Here is a 16,523-nt window from a genome sequence, read left to right as displayed (position 1 = left end):
AAGGAGCTTATAATGAAAACAATCAAATCTGCATGTGAATTACAACCCAAGGCCCTTGAAATAAATGTTGGTGATCAGATCGAGCAACTGGATCAGATTATTCATGATACCAACGGGCAGGAATACTTTAAGAAAACGTTCATTACAGATGGAATGAAGACTCTCCTTTCTAAAGGTATGGCACGTCTTGCTGGAAAGTCAAACGATACTGTATTCCATCTTAAACAAGCCATGGGTGGAGGTAAAACGCACTTGATGGTTGGATTTGGACTCCTGGCACAAGATAAGGCCCTCCGGGAGACACAAATAGGCTCTATGCCATATCAGTCGGATTTTAATTCGGCGAAGATAGCCGCTTTTAATGGACGTAACAATCCTCATACATATTTCTGGGGAGAAATTGCTCGTCAGTTAGGCAAAGAGAGTCTCTTCAGGGAATATTGGGAATCAGGTGCAAAGGCTCCTGATGAACAGTCATGGATAAATCTGTTCGATGGTGAAGAGCCCATTCTTATTCTCTTGGATGAGATGCCTCCATATTTCCATTATTACAGCACTCAGGCTTTAGGGCATGGAACGATTGCCGACGTGGTTACCAGAGCATTTTCTAATATGCTGACTGCAGCTCAAAAAAAGAAAAATGTCTGTATTGTTGTATCTGATCTGGAGGCCGCCTACGATACTGGCGGGAAGTTAATCCAACGTGCTCTTGATGATGCTACACAGGAGCTGGGGCGTGCGGAAGTTTCTATTACTCCGGTTAATCTGGAATCTAATGAAATCTATCAAATTCTTCGCAAACGTCTCTTTCTTCCGTTGCCGGATAAAAGTGAGATAGCAGAAGTTGCCTCAGCCTATGCGTCAAGGCTGGCAGAAGCAGCAAAGGCAAAAACAGTTGAAAGAAGCGCTGAGGCTTTGGCTAACGAGATTGAATCAACCTATCCCTTCCATCCAAGCTTCAAAAGTATTATTGCTCTGTTTAAGGAAAATGAAAAGTTCAAACAGACGCGTGGTTTGATGGAGTTGGTTTCGCGTCTTTTGAAATCCGTCTGGGAAAGCAGTGAAGACGTGTATCTGATTGGTGCTCAGCATTTTGACCTCTCCATCCACGATGTTCGTGAGAAGCTGGCCGAAATTTCTGAGATGCGGGATGTGATTGCAAGAGACCTCTGGGATTCCACTGATAGCGCCCATGCACAAATCATCGACATCAACAGCGGGAATCATTATGCAAAACAGGTAGGAACTCTTTTGCTCACGGCCAGCCTTTCAACTGCCGTCAACTCTGTAAAAGGGCTCACTACAAGTGAGATGCTTGAATGCTTGATCGACCCTAATCACCAAGGAAGCGGTTATCTAACTGCATTTAGTGAACTTCAAAAATCCGCCTGGTATTTACATCAGACCCAGGAAGGACGTAACTATTTCAGTCGTCAGGAAAATTTAACGAAAAAGCTTCAGGGGTATGCGGATAAAGCTCCACAAAACAAGGTAGATGAACTGATACGCCATCGCCTTGAAGAGATGTATAGACCGGTAACTAAAGAAGCATATGAAAAAGTGTTACCTCTGCCTGAAATGGATGAGGCAGAGGCTGTTCTTAAAACAGGACGGGCACTTTTGGTTATCAGTCCAGATGGGAAGACCCCTCCGGGTGTGGTTGCCAATTTTTTCAAGGGTCTGGTAAACAAAAATAATGTACTGGTTTTGACTGGCGACAAGTCATCTATTGCCAGCATCGAAAAAGCCGCCCGCCATGTCTATGCCGTAACTAAAGCGGATAAAGAAATTCAGGATTCACATCCGCAGCGAAAAGAGTTGGATGAAAAGAAAGCTCAATATGAACAGGATTTCCAAACCACCGTTCTTTCGGTTTTCGACAAACTTTTCTTCCCGGGAAACAATCGGGGGGAAGATGTGCTTCGACCGAAAGCACTCGATAGTACGTATCCGTCAAATGAACCCTACAATGGCGAACGGCAGGTTGTAAAAACGCTGACTTCTGATCCCATTAAATTGTATACCCAGATTACCGAAAACTTTGATGCTCTTCGCGCCAGAGCAGAGTCGTTGCTTTTCGGCTCTCAGAATGAGGTACGCAAGACTGACTTGCTGGACAAAATGAAGCAGAAGACTCAGATGCCGTGGCTACCAACTCGTGGATTTGATCAACTGGCCATTGAAGCGTACCAGCGTGGTGTATGGGAAGATTTGGGTAATGGCTACATCACGAAAAAGCCAAAACCAAAAACAACAGAGGTTATTATTAGCGAAGACTCTTCTCCGGATGATTTGGGTACAGTGCGCTTGAAAATTGATGTAGTGAATGCAGGCAACAGTCCACGAATCCACTATGCAGAAGACGGTGATGTTTCCGAAAACAGTCCGGTACTGAGTGATAATCCATTGGCAACCAAAGCGCTGCGTGTTCAGTTTCTAGCCGTTGATCCTACTGGAAAAAACCTGACTGGTGCCCCTAAGACATGGGAGAACCATCTAACACTACGTAATCGATTCAACGAAGCTTCCCGAACAGTAGAGTTGTTTGTCGCACCGAAAGGTTCTATTAAGTACACTTTGGACGGTTCCGAAGCCCGAAATGGAATAGACTATACAGGTCCCATTCAATTGGGAGATGAAGAAACGACAGTTTATGTCTTTGCCGAGTGTGATGGACTTGAGGAAAAGCGGAACTTTACCTTTCCTAAGTCTGGCTCCAAGGAAGTTCCCATTATTAAAGAGGTCCCTGCGATTTTGTATAGCCCGTCTCCCAAACGATTGGATAGTTCCTCGAAAACGTATGAGGGGCTGAAGATGGCTAAGGAGAAAGGCATCGAATTTGAACAGGTGACGCTGATGGTGGGCTCTGCACCAAAAGCGATCCATCTTTCCCTTGGTGAAATTAAGATTAGTGCAGATTTTATTAAAACGGAGCTGGCACATCTTCAAACTCTCCTTAGTCCCGATGCACCTGTGGTTATGACATTTAAAAAAGCCTATACGCCTACCGGTTATGATTTGGAGCAATTCGCCAAGCAACTCGGTATCGAGATAGGTAATGGAGAGGTGGAACAAAAATGAGTGAAACTACAGATTTTGGAGCGCCAACAGAATTTGGTATGCACCATTTTTATGTGGAAATTCCCGCAGCTCCGCGGGATGCTATCTGTATTTATGAAGATTTCGGCTTTGACGGCGATGAAGCTCGCCGTGAAACGGTTGAATGCAGATTAGTTTTGGCTCGTGAGCTTTGGACCAAAATCCGGGATGATGCCAGACGAGACTTTAATACACGCTTAAAAAACAAAAAACAAAGTACCGGCAGTTGGACAACCGGAAAAGTCAAGTTGGACCGCTTTCTGGGTAGAGAGTTGTGCGTCCTTGGCTGGGCAGCCGAGCATGCCTCACCTGATGAGTGCCTTGTAATATGCCAAAAGTGGTTGGCATTGCGTCCCGAGGAGCGCTGGTGGCTTTACAGCAAAACTGCCTCGGAAGCTGGGCATGACAATCAGTCCGACCGAGGTTGGCGTAAAGCACTCTACTGTGCATTATCTGATGGTTCCAATATTAAGCTGGCACCTAAGATAAAAACAAAGACAAAAAAAGAGAAACTAGAACAAAAAGAGACGCTGTCTCTTTTTGATTTCGTGGAAAAGGGAGATATCTGATGGCATTAGCACCATTTGAATGGAAAGACAAACCTGCACTGATTGAACATCTCTTTCCAGTGCAGAAAATATCTGCCGAAAGCTATAAGGAGCAGATGGCGGGATCAGGTAAAACTCTCACTGCACTAGGAAGTTACTGGAAAGGTAGGAAGCCACTTATCCTGAACAAAGCTTGCATACTAGGTTCATTGCTCCCTGCCACTGGGGATCGGCTTAAAGATCTGGAAATATTTGAACTTTTGATGGGGATGGACTTAGAGTCTATGCAAAAACGGCTTGAAGAAAAACTTCCTGCATCAAAAAGAGATACTGTCGGTGAATTTTTAGTCCTTCCATATAATGAGCAGGTTAAGAGCGCAAAACGTCCTGAAGAGGTTGGCGAACACCTTTTCCTGCATGTTTGGGATCGAGTGAATAAACACCTTGGCACTTCAGTAACTTCATTTCCTGAACTTGTAGAACAGATAGGGATTGCTCGCTTTGGGCGGCGTCCAAGGGTTGCTGATGTCTTCTCTGGTTCTGGTCAGATACCTTTTGAGGCGGCAAGACTTGGCTGTGATGTCTATGCCTCTGATCTTAACCCTATTGCCTGCCTGCTCACTTGGGGTGGATTTAATATCGTTGGAGCCAGTAGAGAGAAACGCGCTGAGATTGAAAAGGCTAAGAAGAAGCTTTCAGAGCAGGTGCAAAAAGAGATTGATACGCTAGATGTTGAAACAGATGGCAAAGGCTGGCGTGCTAAGGTTTATCTTTACTGTGTTGAAGTAAAATGTCCTGAAACTGGTTGGATGGTACCATTATTGCCAGACAGAATTATTAGCAAAGGATATGGGGTTATTGCAGAATTAATCCCCAATCACTCTGATAAGCGCTACGACATTGAAGTGCGATATGTTAATTCTTCCGAAGAAATGAACGCAGCTCAGGTTGGCACAATTCAAGGTGGTAATGTTGTTCATTCACCTGATGGAGTTACCCAATATCGGATAAATATAAAAACCATTCGAGGAGATTATAAAGAAGGTAAAGAAAACAAAAACCGCCTGCGATTATGGGAAAAGTCAGACTTCATACCCCTTTCTGATGATATTTTCCAGGAACGTCTTTACTGTGTGCAATGGATGAAAAAGAAGCCAAAAGGAAAAAAATACAATTATGAATTTCGCTCAGTCACATATGAGGATCTAGAGCGAGAACAAAAAGTTATTAACTATGTCCGTGAGCATCTGGAGGAGTGGCAGGAAAAGGGCTATATACCCGATATGGTCATTGAAAAGGGATATAACACCGATCAGCCGATTCGCGAACGTGGCTGGACCCATTGGCACCATTTGTTTAATCCGAGGCACCTACTCTATCTCGGAGTCATAAAGAAAAATATTGAAAATCCACTTATATACCCACTATTTCCATCAATTTTGGATTTCTCTAGTAAATTAAGTAGATGGACAACATCGGGTGCTAGAATCGCAAAAGATGACAGTGGTAAGCAAATCGGTGGGGCGAGCAATAACACTTCTAATGTTTTTTATAATCAGGCACTTAATACATTCTATAATTGGGGTTGCCGTTCTTTATTGGACTTATTCGCTGTATTGGACAAGCCTATAAAAAGCATACCATTCACATCTAACACAAAGGTCGGAAATGGTTTTGCCTCAGAAATTCAAATTGAAAATGATATATATATAACCGATCCCCCATACGGAGATGCTGTTAAATATGAAGAAATTACCGAGTACTTTATTGCCTGGCTGCGAAAGAATCCTCCCAAGGAATTTGGACACTGGACCTGGGACAGCCGTCGCTCTCTTGCAATCAAAGGAGAGGATGAGCTTCCGCAGATGGTGGCTTCCTACCGTAAGATGACCCAAAACATGCCGGACAATGGCATTCAGGTTTTAATGTTTACCCATCAAAGTGGGGTTATCTGGGCAGACATGGCAAATATCATCTGGGCCAGTGGCTTGCAAGTGACGGCGGCTTGGTATGTGGTAACAGAAACCGACTCCGCTATACGTCAAGGAGCAAATGTTAAGGGAACCATTATTCTGATTCTCCGCAAGCGTCATCAAGAATTGGAAACTTTCCGAGATGATCTGGGTTGGGAAATTGAAGAAGCGGTTAAAGAGCAGGTGGAGTCGTTGATTGGACTGGATAAAAAGGTACGGGCCCAGGGTTCCGAAGGGCTCTACACTGATGCTGATTTGCAGATGGCCGGATATGCTGCCGCTCTGAAAGTCCTGACTGCCTATTCCCGTATTGATGGCAAGGACATGATCACCGAGGCCGAAGCCCCTCGCCAAAAAGGCAAAAAGACCTTTGTCGATGAACTAATCGAATTTGCAGTCCAGACCGCTGTCCAGTTCCTTGTCCCGGTGGGATTTGAAAAAAGTGAATGGCAAAAACTGCAGGCTGTGGAGCGGTTTTATCTCAAAATGGCGGAGATGGAGCATCAAGGTGCTAAAACATTGGATAACTATCAGAACTTCGCCAAAGCCTTCAAAGTCCATCACTTTGACCAGTTGATGAGCGACACCTCCAAAGCCAACTCTGCACGTTTGAAGCTATCGACCGAGTTTAAAAGCTCCATGATGTCCGGAAATGCTGAAATTGCGGGGACACCGCTGCGAGCCTTACTCTACGCTCTCTTTGAACTCTCCAAAGAGGTGGAAGTAGATGATGTGCTACTCCACTTGATGGAGAACTGTCCCAACTATCTGCCCAACAAAACCCTGCTCTCCAAAATGGCAGACTATCTGGCAGAAAAACGGGAAGGCCTTAAAGGCACGAAAGCCTTCAACCCTGAGCTGGAAGCAAGCTGCGCACGCGTACTCGCGGAATCTATAAGAAACCAGAGGTTATAAGATATGACCTTAAAGCGTTTTTCATCTCGAACGGAAAGATTGGATACTGATTTTTTGGCTGAAGCTCTGAAAGGTGCATCAAAGTATTTCCGTATTGCAGGCTATTTCAGAAGTTCTATTTTCGAGCTGGTTGGTGAGGAAATTGCTCAAATTCCAGAAGTGAAGATTATTTGTAATTCCGAACTGGACATGGCTGACTTTCAGGTGGCAACAGGACGTAATGCAGCCCTTAAAGAAAGCTGGAATGAAGTGGATGTGGAAGCAGAAGCGTTCTTGAAAAAGGAGCGTTATCAGATTCTCGACCAGTTATTGCAGTCGGGTAATGTGGAAATCCGAATTGTGCCGAGAGAGCGCCTGTTTCTGCATGGCAAAGCGGGATCTATACACTATCCGGATGGCAGCCGTAAGTCGTTCATTGGATCTGTAAACGAGTCGAAAAGTGCCTTTTCCCACAACTATGAACTGATATGGCAGGATGACGATGAGGAAAGCGCTGACTGGGTAGAGAAAGAGTTCTGGGCTTTGTGGAATGACGGTGTTCCTCTGCCGGAAGCCATTTTGGCAGAAATCAATCGAGTGGCTAATCGCCGGGAGGTCACGGTAGAAGTATTGAAACCCGATGAGATCCCGGCTGCTGCTATGGCGGAAGCTCCAATATATAGGGCTGGAGAACAACTGCAGCCATGGCAGCGTTCCTTTGTAACCATGTTTTTGGAGCACCGGGAAACATACGGTAAAGCCCGGTTGCTCCTGGCCGACGAGGTTGGGGTTGGTAAAACACTCTCAATGGCAACCAGTGCTCTGGTGAGTGCCCTTCTTGAAGATGGTCCGGTTCTCATTCTTGCTCCGTCCACGTTAACGATTCAGTGGCAGGTTGAGATGATGGATAAGCTGGGGATTCCTGCAGCAGTCTGGTCTTCTCAAAAAAAAGTGTGGCTTGGTGTTGAGGGTCAGATATTATCCCCACGCGGAGATGCATCTTCTATAAGAAAATGTCCATACAGAATTGCCATCGTTTCGACTGGATTGATTATGCATCAGCGGGAGAAAGCTATCTTTATCAAAGAAGCAGGAATGCTCCTTAAAAATCGATTTGGGACAGTCATTCTGGATGAAGCACACAAAGCACGAGCAAGAGGTGGACTTGGTGATAAAGCATTCGAGCCCAACAATCTTCTCGCTTTTATGCAGCAAATCGGAAGGCGTACTCGGCATTTGATACTGGGTACTGCGACTCCCATTCAAACGGACGTTCGAGAACTCTGGGACCTCTTGGGCATCCTGAATAGCGGTGCAGAGTTTGTTCTTGGCGATTCATTATCTCCTTGGCGAGACCATGAACAAGCAATTCCACTGGTGACTGGTAAAAGCCAAGTCACTTCCGAGCAAGAGGCCTGGCAGTGGTTAAGCAATCCACTGCCTCCGGCTAATGAACATCATATTGTCCAGCAGATTCGCGATTATTTGGTGATTGACTCCCATTCTTTCTTTTGCGCACACCGGTATGAAGATCTGGACTATATGATTCAGAATATATGGCTTTCTGAGTGTCTGGACCCCAGATTCTTCAAAGAAAATAACCCTGTATTACGTCATACCGTTTTAAGAAAGCGAAAACAGCTTGAAGAAGATGGTCTGTTAGAAAAAGTCGGGGTTAATACGCATCCGGTAACCCGAAACCTTGCCCAGTATCAGTCTCGCTTTGTTGGCTTGGGAATCCCAACCAATACGCCCTTTCAGGTTGCATATGAAAAAGCCGAAGAGTTTAGCAAGCTGCTTCAATTCAGAACCAAAGCTGGCGGCTTCATGAAATCGTTGATGCTTCAGCGTATTTGTTCAAGTTTTGCCTCCGGTTTGAAAACCGCACAGAAGATGCTAAAGCACTCTATTTCAGATGAGGATGAGGACCACATCGAAAAAGTAGAACACATCCTTTCTGAGATGACTCCCGCAGAAGTAGCCTGTCTCAAAGAAATAGAGACGCAGCTTTCACGCGCTGAAGCCGTAGATTCTAAACTCAATACAGTGAAGTGGTTCTTAACTGAATTCAGGACTGATGGGAAAACATGGCTTGAACACGGCTGTATTATCTTCAGCCAATACTATGACACTGCAGAATGGATCGCCAAAGAGCTGGCCAAATCTTTCAAAGGTGAAGTTGTGGGAGTATATGCGGGTGTTGGAAAAAGTGGACTTTTCCGAGGCGAGCAGTTTAACAATGTCGAACGTGAAGTCATAAAGGCTGCTGTTAGAACCCGTGAGATCCGGCTGGTAGTAGCAACCGATGCGGCCTGCGAAGGATTGAACCTTCAAACATTAGGCACCTTGATTAACATTGATCTTCCTTGGAATCCGTCTCGGCTTGAGCAACGATTGGGTAGAATCAAGCGGTTCGGTCAGGCTCGTAAGTTTGTCGACATGCTCAATCTTGTCTACAGCGAAACTCAGGATGAGAAGGTTTACAACGTATTATCAGAACGCCTGCGTGACACCTATGACATATTCGGCAGCCTCCCTGACACAATTGATGATGAATGGATTCAAAACGAAGAAGAGCTTAAAAACCGAATGGACGAATATATGCACGAAAGAAAAAAGGCTCAGGACGCTTTTACTGTGAAGTATCGTGGAACCATTGATCCTAAGGCACATCTATGGGAACGATGTGCGTCTGTTTTATCTCGTCGTGACATTGTACGCAAACTCAGTGAGCCTTGGTAATAAGAGCCATATCCGCACGTTCTGTACTCTGGGGGTGGGGTGCGGTAATTTTAAGAAACTAGAAATCACACTCGGTTTTGAAGAAAGAGTGAGGGAACAACCAATAACCGAATCATACATAACCTAACATATTGGGTCCGGATTGGGTCCGAATGCTAAAAATCGGACTCAATTTCCCTTAATTCTACTTAACCTAATTCTAATAGAATTTAATTAAATCAAGGGTTTCACAACTCTACAAATATAACAAAATGACTTTTGGAAGTAAGAAAGCAAATAAGCACAAAACGGTAAGCGTCTAATTTTACATCTTGTGAAAGTTTTTCGATGGTATTTAAAAATAGCACTTGATTCATTCTAATATCCCCTGCAATAACTTATTATTTGTTGGGTTTCATAGTTTTTTACTTACCTACAGTTAACGTTTCATATCCAACTATTTAGTAGTATGGGCATGCATGTAATCATTCAAACTTTTTTATGGAATGGGAGGTCGCTAAATTAAAGCAATATGAATATGAAAATAAAATAAAAGAGTTAGGGATAAATTTGGAACGACTCGATATTGTCATTGGGAGAAAAACGAATGTACCCTTTTCAAAAGGGTGTTACTATGACGGTGGGCAATGGAATTTGTACGATGTGGATGAACGACAAAACTTCGTTGTTACACAAAGAGGAAGTGAGGAAGAAATCTTCCGTTGGCTATATATGATCACGCTAGGTTTAGCAAAAGCCCGCAAATAAGGGTATCCTTATCGCGGGCTTTTTGCTTTTTATGCCAGGATTTTTTGCGGAAGTATCCCTGCCCGCCTACAATTAAGATAAGAAATTGATTTGAAAGGGTGAGATATATGGGGGAACAAGTACGTTATTTCATTAATGCCTATAAGCATGACGAGGACCACCTCTGGGTTTATATTCACAGAAAGGGTATGAGGGAATCAGAAGATGAAATAGAACTATACAGCGAGTTTCAACGATTTGACCATGTAGGTTCCAGGGATTCTTACATAGAGATTTCTGAAAAGGAGTATATGGAACTCGGTGAGTTGGTGGGGAGCGACGAGATGATGGACAAATATTTTGAGAAAGCGATGCAAATTATTAGTCTTAAAAAGCACTAGTGTCACGATTTTATGTGACGCTTACCCCGTTTTGGTGATAGTTGACCCTGTTTCTGTGATAGTTTAAATCCAATAAGCACAGGGCTCAAAATAAGTAAAAATAACTAAGTTATCATTGTAAACGTTACTCTCATATGCTATAAATAGAATACAAGTTATTTGAATACATTTACATTTACATAAAATTTTAACTGCGGAAGTACCGCATTTATTCTTAACGGGATAAGTGTCGGTACTTTTTTGCATTTCAGGAGGAAATAACCGATGGTGGATAAAGAGAACGCTGTTTTACCGTTAGATAAAGCGGTCAATACATTTATAGTTGAGGATCCAAATGGCTTCGGTAAAGGTATTTTATACGGAATTGGGCTTAGTATCCCTTTATGGATTTCGCTCATTGGCTGGTTCCGATTTTTGATTTAAAAGCACATTTAATCTCAAGGGAATAGAGGATGAAAAAGATGAATGTAATGAACAATCAAATTATCAATTGCCCTCTCTGTGGGTGTACATATATAAAAAATGACCCAAGTGAACGTGTTTCTCATGGATACAGACATAAGAAAATCCTTACTTACAATAATCGTCATGCAGGCGGTCCGTTGTGGCCCATTTATCTATTCGAAACAGAAAGAGAAAATGAAACAAGGACAGCACAAGATATTCTGTGTAAGGTAAATTCCAGTAAAGAAGAGAAATTTCTAGCTGCAATTACACTTTTCCGGATTCAGTGGATCGAATCCTTTGAATCCGTTCTATTAAGCAAATCATTACCGAAAACACTTGGAAGCCATCCCAACTTTCCGAGCTACCTCTTATTGTTCATTAAAGCAAAGAGGTATGACGAAAACCTTATCACAGCTGAAATTACTGACTGGCTGGTTGAGTGGGCAGAAGAGAGAGGGGGGAGAACCGAGGGGATTCGTTGGAAGCATCGAGGAGGTTCCCAGGCACTTACAAACAGAAATAAATCACTAATGACGCCAACTATGATTGTAGGATAACGACAGTATCTACAATAAGAAAGTAGAAGGAAGGAACAGACATGAAAGAAGAAATACAGTTTTCATCGACAATCGAAGTTGAAATATATCATCAGGACAGCGGGACAACACCCGATATATCTTATGAGTATGGTTCAACCCTTCAAGAAATCCTGACTATTTGCTCACAAGAAAACCTTGAGAAAATTCGAGAGCAATATAATGCCAAGAAAGTCATAATAGGAAGAATCGAGCTGGTTAGCCTATCACCGGACGAAGAAATCAAATGTCGGGATAACCGTTATACACTTGAAATCACATCAGAGGGAATGGTCATGAAATTAGCGTAAGGGGGATCTATCTCTCTAAGTTATAATAGGAGGCGAGTTTAGTGTTTAAACGCAAAGGTACCGTTCTTAAGAACAAATGGCATCGTTTTTGGTTGGGATATCATGCGGTGATTTTAGAAGGTTGTCTGGATGAAGCTGAAAGCAAAAAAATCGAACAAAAGATTTTATATCATGAATTAAGGTGTGGGTGATAGGCTATGAAAATCGGTACTACTGTTGTTGTGGCCGCTATGCTTTCTGTTACTGCTGGATTCTACTTTTATTCTGAAAATAAAACAGTAGAAAACCAAAAAGCCGAAGCGAGAGTGGTTCAACCGTCTGAAAGTGCACAGGTAGGGCAAACGGAGCCAAAGCAGATGGATAAGGTAAAAGTGGAAATGGTGAAAGTCGGCTTTGATAACCGTTCCTGGAAAGAGGGGTTTCGAGACATCAATGAGCAATCCCAAATGATTGAGTACGTTTTATCTAATGAAACGGTTCATAATTGGTCTGAGTTAGTCACGGTACAGTACTTCCCGGGCGCTCGTAATCCGCAACAGCTTTTTGATGTAACGAAGGATAAGGTCAAGCAATTAGGTATTCAATCAGAATTTAAATTGGTCAATCAGACAGAAAAAGAGCTCGTATATGGCTGGTATGTTGAGGATCAGCCGAAAAAAGGAATTCCAGCTCAAGTCGAAATCTCTAGAATCATTCAGGTGGACGAAGGAACGTATTGGTTACACTATGCGATTAAATCTAAGGATCCATCTAAAAAAGGAATAGATGATTGGACAAATAGATTATCAGCTGTAAAAATCTCGGAGTAGAGGGGATATTCAATGAATTGGTTTTCGTGGCTGTCACTAGGTTATTGGTTAGGGGGAGGGCAGAATAATAATAATTCCAACTTTAATTTAGGGTGTCTATCTATCATAATTTTCGTCCTAGCTGCTGAATACATACTACCGGAATGGTTGGGTTACTTTATCAGTCCTGGCCGCCTAATTGGGTTTGAGCCGCTTAGAATCATTGTGACATTAATCATTGGTGGACTATACCTATTTTTAAGCCGTAAAGCAAAAAAAGTTCCTTTAAAGTACATTTTGTTCTTTATCGGTGTTAGCAATTTGTTCTATGCATTGATTATGCCGTTTGATTCTCGTTTTTAGTCACTATAATCCTTCCCTGTATAAAATCTAAGGGCTGCATTTTTTGCCGTATCGTAACTTGTGTGGAATACTTATCCATGCAATCAGTTATCTTCTTATTTACTGATACAGAACTTATGAGAAGGGGATTATACATATGAAGAAAACAATGAGTATCATTATGGCTGCATCAATCACATTAGGAACAGCAATCACACCAGTTTTGGCATCTCCTACCCAGGTATATGCTGAGACAGCGCTTCTACCAAAATTGGATGCTATAAACCACAACTTAGAAATAGCAAAAGGTGGTATTGATTTATACCAGAATGCATTAGATAAATTCGAAAAATTAAAAAATGATGATCCACTAGTTAATGCAGCTATGTTAAGCCAGGCATACGCCGGATATAAAATAGCTGCTGCAAAATTAAACAAGTCCCTTGAAGACATGCTTAAACTTCCCTGGTCCACTGAAAACAGGAAATTTTTTATCGATAACTATAACAATAGTATAGGCGGATTTACAGGCGTAAAACTAGAAAATCCATTAATAACATTAAGAGATGATGAAGTGAAAGAATACCTAAGCAACGTCACGAAAGAAAAAGTTTATAAGGATGGGTTTGGTATTCCAAGTGATAAGCTTGCTGGCGAGATAGCAAAAGCTGACGTGGATTTAGCTATGGCTAAAGGGCTTGGCGAAAAGTTAACGGCATCATTTGAGGCCGTGAAAAAACATTCCACCCGTATTGTAGATTTCCTCTTAAAAGATGGTGTAGAAGAGACTCCTGAACAGAACCCATTAAGTTCTCCATGGTATAGAGAGTACTGTAATTAATAATGTTCTCCCATTATTATCTTTAGTGAGATTCTTTTGCATAAAACCTACTAAAAATCCCGGCCAATAAATAACCGGGATTTCTTTTACCCTTTCATAATTTTGTAATTATCCACAGAAAACCTTTCAGCTCTACATTAGTAAACAGATGTAATAACAGAGGGGGAATTTGTTATTTACCAAAGGGGAAAAACGGATGTTATTTTATTAGACATGGTTATAACTAAAAAGATAAAAGTTATTCCCCCTAGTTATATGGTTATTTTTATTACTAAAACAACAAAAAACAGCAAGCGTATGGATGCGTCCCTTACTTGCTGTTCGCTATATCTTTATTTCAATTTCTGGGTAACTAGTTTTATCCGAGTTTATGATTTAATTGTTTTGCGATATACTTAATCAACTCGCCAACCGGATACTCCATGATTTTCTTGCTCTGGTTAAATCCTATCTCATTTTTCAACATTAAATCACATAGCTGTTCTACCGTCATTTCTCCGCGGTGAATCTTATTATAGTTTGCAATAACAAAGCTTCGCCACTCTTCTTTAGAAGAGGTAAAATAACTCTCCCCATCAATTTTTCTCTTCATCACCTCTTCCCGCATTTTTTGCCTTTCCTTTTCCGATTTATGCTGTTTATTCTCTTTCAAGGTTTTCTCTCTTTGTATTCTAGCTATTTCTACAGAAGTGTAGTGTCGATCTGGATTTAACCCTAATTCCAATAGAAGCATTCGCCTTTTTAAATCCTCATTCATTTTCTCAGGTGTTCTCATGTCCTGGCGTTTCTCAAGATAAGAAGGATATATCTGACTTCTTGGCACTGTTTTTTCTCTTTCTCTTACATCGATACTTTGTTGATCAGCACGTTGTTGTTGCCTCTTTTTCTCCTCTTGTTCTTTCGTTTCCTTTACAAACACTTTAAACTTATGTCTGGTTTGTTCCATAACTTTAGTTTCATTCATAGAGGCAAATAAAAAATCGCTTCGCTCATCGTTCAAGGTAAACATTCGTTCCATGGAAAGCAGAAAGGGGGATTCAACAATGTAACCCCATTTTGGATTGCCTATAATGGGGATGGTCCTGGTAATATACGCTATCCGTTCATCGATATTTAAATACAGAAGGCTTTTCACATCATAAGGATACAGGTTCCGACCAGTATACTTTGATAGGTACTCCCCGCCTTCCTCTTGATGCAGATTCTCAAATTCGCTTTTCCACATCCGGTCGAACATGGTTTCTCTCAACATTCGATGTTCTGCTGTACATAGGGAGAGAAAGTTTTCATTCGAAGTCGTTAACCATTTATGGTCAATGAAGAAGTATGGAACAAAGCCTTGTTTTTTATACTGAGCCAAACGTTCTTCCAATAAGCCCAAGTATGTAGAACTTTCTTTTAACCCTGTTACATAGTCAATACACCATTCTCGTCCATCGGGAAAAAGCAGCACAAAGTCAGGGATTCTTTTTAAAATACGATTGTACGTATAACCATCTACCACCTTAACTCCGTAAGGCTTCATCTGGCCCTCCAGATAGGTGCGTAATATCATCTTACCGACAAGATGTTTGGTAGGATGTTCCTGGTTCTTTCTTTGCCCTACATATGCTTTATAATTAACGTCCCCCGCACAAATTTCCTTGCTTTCATGCTTAAAGTGGCAGGTTTTTTTATTGAGTACCATGATTAAAGGGCTTTCACAACATGAACATTGTAGAGCTCGCTTGTCTGAATGTCCTCTGTACTCCTTAGTTAACTTTTCTTTGATTTCTTCCCAAGTCAGTCCCTTGATTACTAACTTTTGTTTCTCTTCCTCTATATGAATCATTTCATCTACCAGTTTTGCAGATTCCACCCCTGCTCACCACCGTATAGTTTGATTTTATACTTTTATTTTAACAAATATTGCAACTATTTTAATATTAGAAAGTGAATTTCCCCATTCGTTTAAAGAAAAAAAAGATTGGATATACTATTTTACTAGAAAATAATTCTATAAATACTAGCAAGTGGATAAAGATAATAATAACCACTTAGCGTATTTAAGAAAACGGAGGGATTAACATGACAGCAACACGTCAAGATGCCTGGACTCCCGATGATGATTTGCTACTAGCGGAGGTTTCGCTTCGTTATATTCGAGACGGTGGTACGCAGTTGGCCGCTTTTGAAGAGGTGGGTATGCGTCTTGGGAGGACCGCTGCCGCATGTGGATTTCGTTGGAATAGTGCCATTCGTAAGAATTATGAAAGCGCTATTCAACTTGCAAAAACCCAGCGTCAGGAACGAAAAAGAGCAAAAAGAAAAGTTCGAGAGGACGTACATGTTGAATATCAAGAAAACACAAGTTCAATGGAAAGTGAAGGCTCCACCGCTGTTCCAGCTGTAGCTTCACGTAGTAATGAGATGGAAGAAGAACTATCTTTTGAAGTGGTGATTCGATTCCTTCGCAACCAAAAAGATGCCATGAAACGTATGAAGCATGCTGATAAAGAACTTGAAGCTAGAACAAGAGAAGTAGAGCAGCTGCGGGCGGAAAATGAGGAGTTAAAGAAAGAGTTATCACTCGCAAAAGCCGACCATCAGGTTGTAAATGATGACTATAGGGCTTTGATTCAAATTATGGATCGGGCACGCAAACTAGCGATTCTGGGCGATGCAGAAGAGGTCGATATGAAGCCCAGATTTAAGATGGATGCTAACGGAAATTTAGAACGAGTCAATCACGGAAAATTATGAAAGTATTCGTTAAGGTCTAAAATGAGAAAGGGATAATATAGCTGTTACTTATCAAAGAGCTATGTATGAATCGTAAAAAAGCAGCCTGTTGGTA

The 16,523-nt window shown here is 41.8% G+C and carries 15 protein-coding genes; 14 read left to right on the top strand and 1 reads right to left on the bottom strand.

What is annotated here, in order from left to right; genetic code table 11:
* The first annotated feature begins 12 nt into the window (after positions 1 to 12).
* The 13 genes from MBEAL2_RS22455 to MBEAL2_RS22405 all read left to right on the top strand — a co-directional run bounded on the left by MBEAL2_RS22455 (position 13) and on the right by MBEAL2_RS22405 (position 13,687).
* Complete coding sequence (locus MBEAL2_RS22455) at positions 13 to 3,081, top strand: anti-phage-associated DUF499 domain-containing protein (protein ID WP_047154476.1); 3,069 nt, start codon at positions 13 to 15, stop codon at positions 3,079 to 3,081.
* Entirely contained in the window at positions 3,078 to 3,668 is a 591-nt protein-coding gene (locus MBEAL2_RS22450) for an anti-phage-associated DUF3780 domain-containing protein (RefSeq protein ID WP_047154475.1), read from the top strand. The genes MBEAL2_RS22455 and MBEAL2_RS22450 overlap by 4 nt, the downstream gene beginning before the upstream one ends.
* Complete coding sequence (locus MBEAL2_RS22445) at positions 3,668 to 6,535, top strand: anti-phage-associated DUF1156 domain-containing protein (RefSeq protein ID WP_047154474.1); 2,868 nt, start codon at positions 3,668 to 3,670, stop codon at positions 6,533 to 6,535. Before MBEAL2_RS22450 ends, MBEAL2_RS22445 begins: the two co-directional genes overlap by 1 nt.
* Before the next feature lie 3 nt (positions 6,536 to 6,538).
* A complete protein-coding gene (locus MBEAL2_RS22440; RefSeq protein WP_047154473.1) occupies positions 6,539 to 9,256 on the top strand; it encodes a phospholipase D-like domain-containing anti-phage protein in 2,718 nt (905 codons plus the stop codon).
* Between the two features lie 549 nt (positions 9,257 to 9,805).
* Positions 9,806 to 10,003, top strand: a complete 198-nt coding sequence (locus MBEAL2_RS22435; protein WP_201780838.1) for a hypothetical protein — start codon at positions 9,806 to 9,808, stop codon at positions 10,001 to 10,003.
* A gap of 107 nt (positions 10,004 to 10,110) precedes the next feature.
* Complete coding sequence (locus MBEAL2_RS22430; RefSeq protein ID WP_047154471.1) at positions 10,111 to 10,383, top strand: hypothetical protein; 273 nt, start codon at positions 10,111 to 10,113, stop codon at positions 10,381 to 10,383.
* 264 nt (positions 10,384 to 10,647) lie between these two features.
* Positions 10,648 to 10,806 carry a hypothetical protein gene (locus MBEAL2_RS32320; RefSeq protein WP_173427734.1) on the top strand — a complete coding sequence of 53 codons (159 nt, stop codon included), beginning with the start codon at positions 10,648 to 10,650 and terminating at the stop codon, positions 10,804 to 10,806.
* A gap of 29 nt (positions 10,807 to 10,835) precedes the next feature.
* Positions 10,836 to 11,387 (top strand): hypothetical protein, encoded by a 552-nt coding sequence (locus MBEAL2_RS22425; RefSeq protein WP_047154470.1) that lies wholly within the window; start codon positions 10,836 to 10,838, stop codon positions 11,385 to 11,387.
* Between the two features lie 41 nt (positions 11,388 to 11,428).
* On the top strand, positions 11,429 to 11,716 hold the full coding sequence (locus tag MBEAL2_RS22420; RefSeq protein ID WP_047154469.1) for a hypothetical protein: 288 nt from the start codon (positions 11,429 to 11,431) through the stop codon (positions 11,714 to 11,716).
* A gap of 41 nt (positions 11,717 to 11,757) precedes the next feature.
* Positions 11,758 to 11,907, top strand: coding sequence for a hypothetical protein (locus MBEAL2_RS31995; protein ID WP_161798272.1), 150 nt, complete (start codon positions 11,758 to 11,760; stop codon positions 11,905 to 11,907).
* 6 nt (positions 11,908 to 11,913) lie between these two features.
* Positions 11,914 to 12,525, top strand: coding sequence for an HI_0983 family protein (locus MBEAL2_RS22415; protein WP_047154468.1), 612 nt, complete (start codon positions 11,914 to 11,916; stop codon positions 12,523 to 12,525).
* A gap of 12 nt (positions 12,526 to 12,537) precedes the next feature.
* Positions 12,538 to 12,867 carry a hypothetical protein gene (locus MBEAL2_RS22410; protein WP_047154467.1) on the top strand — a complete coding sequence of 110 codons (330 nt, stop codon included), beginning with the start codon at positions 12,538 to 12,540 and terminating at the stop codon, positions 12,865 to 12,867.
* Positions 12,868 to 13,003: 136 nt separating this feature from the next.
* Positions 13,004 to 13,687 (top strand): hypothetical protein, encoded by a 684-nt coding sequence (locus MBEAL2_RS22405; RefSeq protein ID WP_047154466.1) that lies wholly within the window; start codon positions 13,004 to 13,006, stop codon positions 13,685 to 13,687.
* Positions 13,688 to 14,045: 358 nt separating this feature from the next.
* On the opposite strand, the gene MBEAL2_RS29610 is transcribed toward MBEAL2_RS22405, so the two are convergent.
* Positions 14,046 to 15,545, bottom strand: coding sequence for a hypothetical protein (locus MBEAL2_RS29610; RefSeq protein ID WP_052947923.1), 1,500 nt, complete (start codon positions 15,543 to 15,545; stop codon positions 14,046 to 14,048).
* A gap of 209 nt (positions 15,546 to 15,754) precedes the next feature.
* On the opposite strand from MBEAL2_RS29610, the gene MBEAL2_RS22395 reads away from it, so the two are divergent.
* The gene (locus tag MBEAL2_RS22395) at positions 15,755 to 16,429 is read left to right on the top strand and encodes an RsfA family transcriptional regulator (RefSeq protein ID WP_047154465.1); all 675 of its coding nucleotides are present in this window, start codon (positions 15,755 to 15,757) and stop codon (positions 16,427 to 16,429) included.
* Positions 16,430 to 16,523: the final 94 nt, after the last annotated feature.

The organism is Aneurinibacillus tyrosinisolvens (assembly GCF_001015055.1).
Taxonomy (GTDB): domain Bacteria; phylum Bacillota; class Bacilli; order Aneurinibacillales; family Aneurinibacillaceae; genus Aneurinibacillus_A; species Aneurinibacillus_A tyrosinisolvens.
The sequence above is the reverse complement of the archived record's forward strand: the minus strand, read 5'-3'. Positions and strand labels throughout refer to the sequence as shown.

What these genes read in the sequence shown, in the direction of transcription:
- MBEAL2_RS22405 (WP_047154466.1), top strand. Translation starts at nt 13,004, where the DNA reads ATGAAGAAAACAATGAGTATCATTATGGCTGCATCAATCACATTAGGA.
- MBEAL2_RS22425 (WP_047154470.1), top strand. Translation starts at nt 10,836, where the DNA reads ATGAAAAAGATGAATGTAATGAACAATCAAATTATCAATTGCCCTCTC.
- MBEAL2_RS22445 (WP_047154474.1), top strand. Translation starts at nt 3,668, where the DNA reads ATGGCATTAGCACCATTTGAATGGAAAGACAAACCTGCACTGATTGAA.
- MBEAL2_RS22395 (WP_047154465.1), top strand. Translation starts at nt 15,755, where the DNA reads ATGACAGCAACACGTCAAGATGCCTGGACTCCCGATGATGATTTGCTA.
- MBEAL2_RS22410 (WP_047154467.1), top strand. Translation starts at nt 12,538, where the DNA reads ATGAATTGGTTTTCGTGGCTGTCACTAGGTTATTGGTTAGGGGGAGGG.
- MBEAL2_RS22440 (WP_047154473.1), top strand. Translation starts at nt 6,539, where the DNA reads ATGACCTTAAAGCGTTTTTCATCTCGAACGGAAAGATTGGATACTGAT.
- MBEAL2_RS32320 (WP_173427734.1), top strand. Translation starts at nt 10,648, where the DNA reads ATGGTGGATAAAGAGAACGCTGTTTTACCGTTAGATAAAGCGGTCAAT.
- MBEAL2_RS22415 (WP_047154468.1), top strand. Translation starts at nt 11,914, where the DNA reads ATGAAAATCGGTACTACTGTTGTTGTGGCCGCTATGCTTTCTGTTACT.
- MBEAL2_RS22430 (WP_047154471.1), top strand. Translation starts at nt 10,111, where the DNA reads ATGGGGGAACAAGTACGTTATTTCATTAATGCCTATAAGCATGACGAG.
- MBEAL2_RS22455 (WP_047154476.1), top strand. Translation starts at nt 13, where the DNA reads ATGAAAACAATCAAATCTGCATGTGAATTACAACCCAAGGCCCTTGAA.
- MBEAL2_RS22420 (WP_047154469.1), top strand. Translation starts at nt 11,429, where the DNA reads ATGAAAGAAGAAATACAGTTTTCATCGACAATCGAAGTTGAAATATAT.
- MBEAL2_RS22450 (WP_047154475.1), top strand. Translation starts at nt 3,078, where the DNA reads ATGAGTGAAACTACAGATTTTGGAGCGCCAACAGAATTTGGTATGCAC.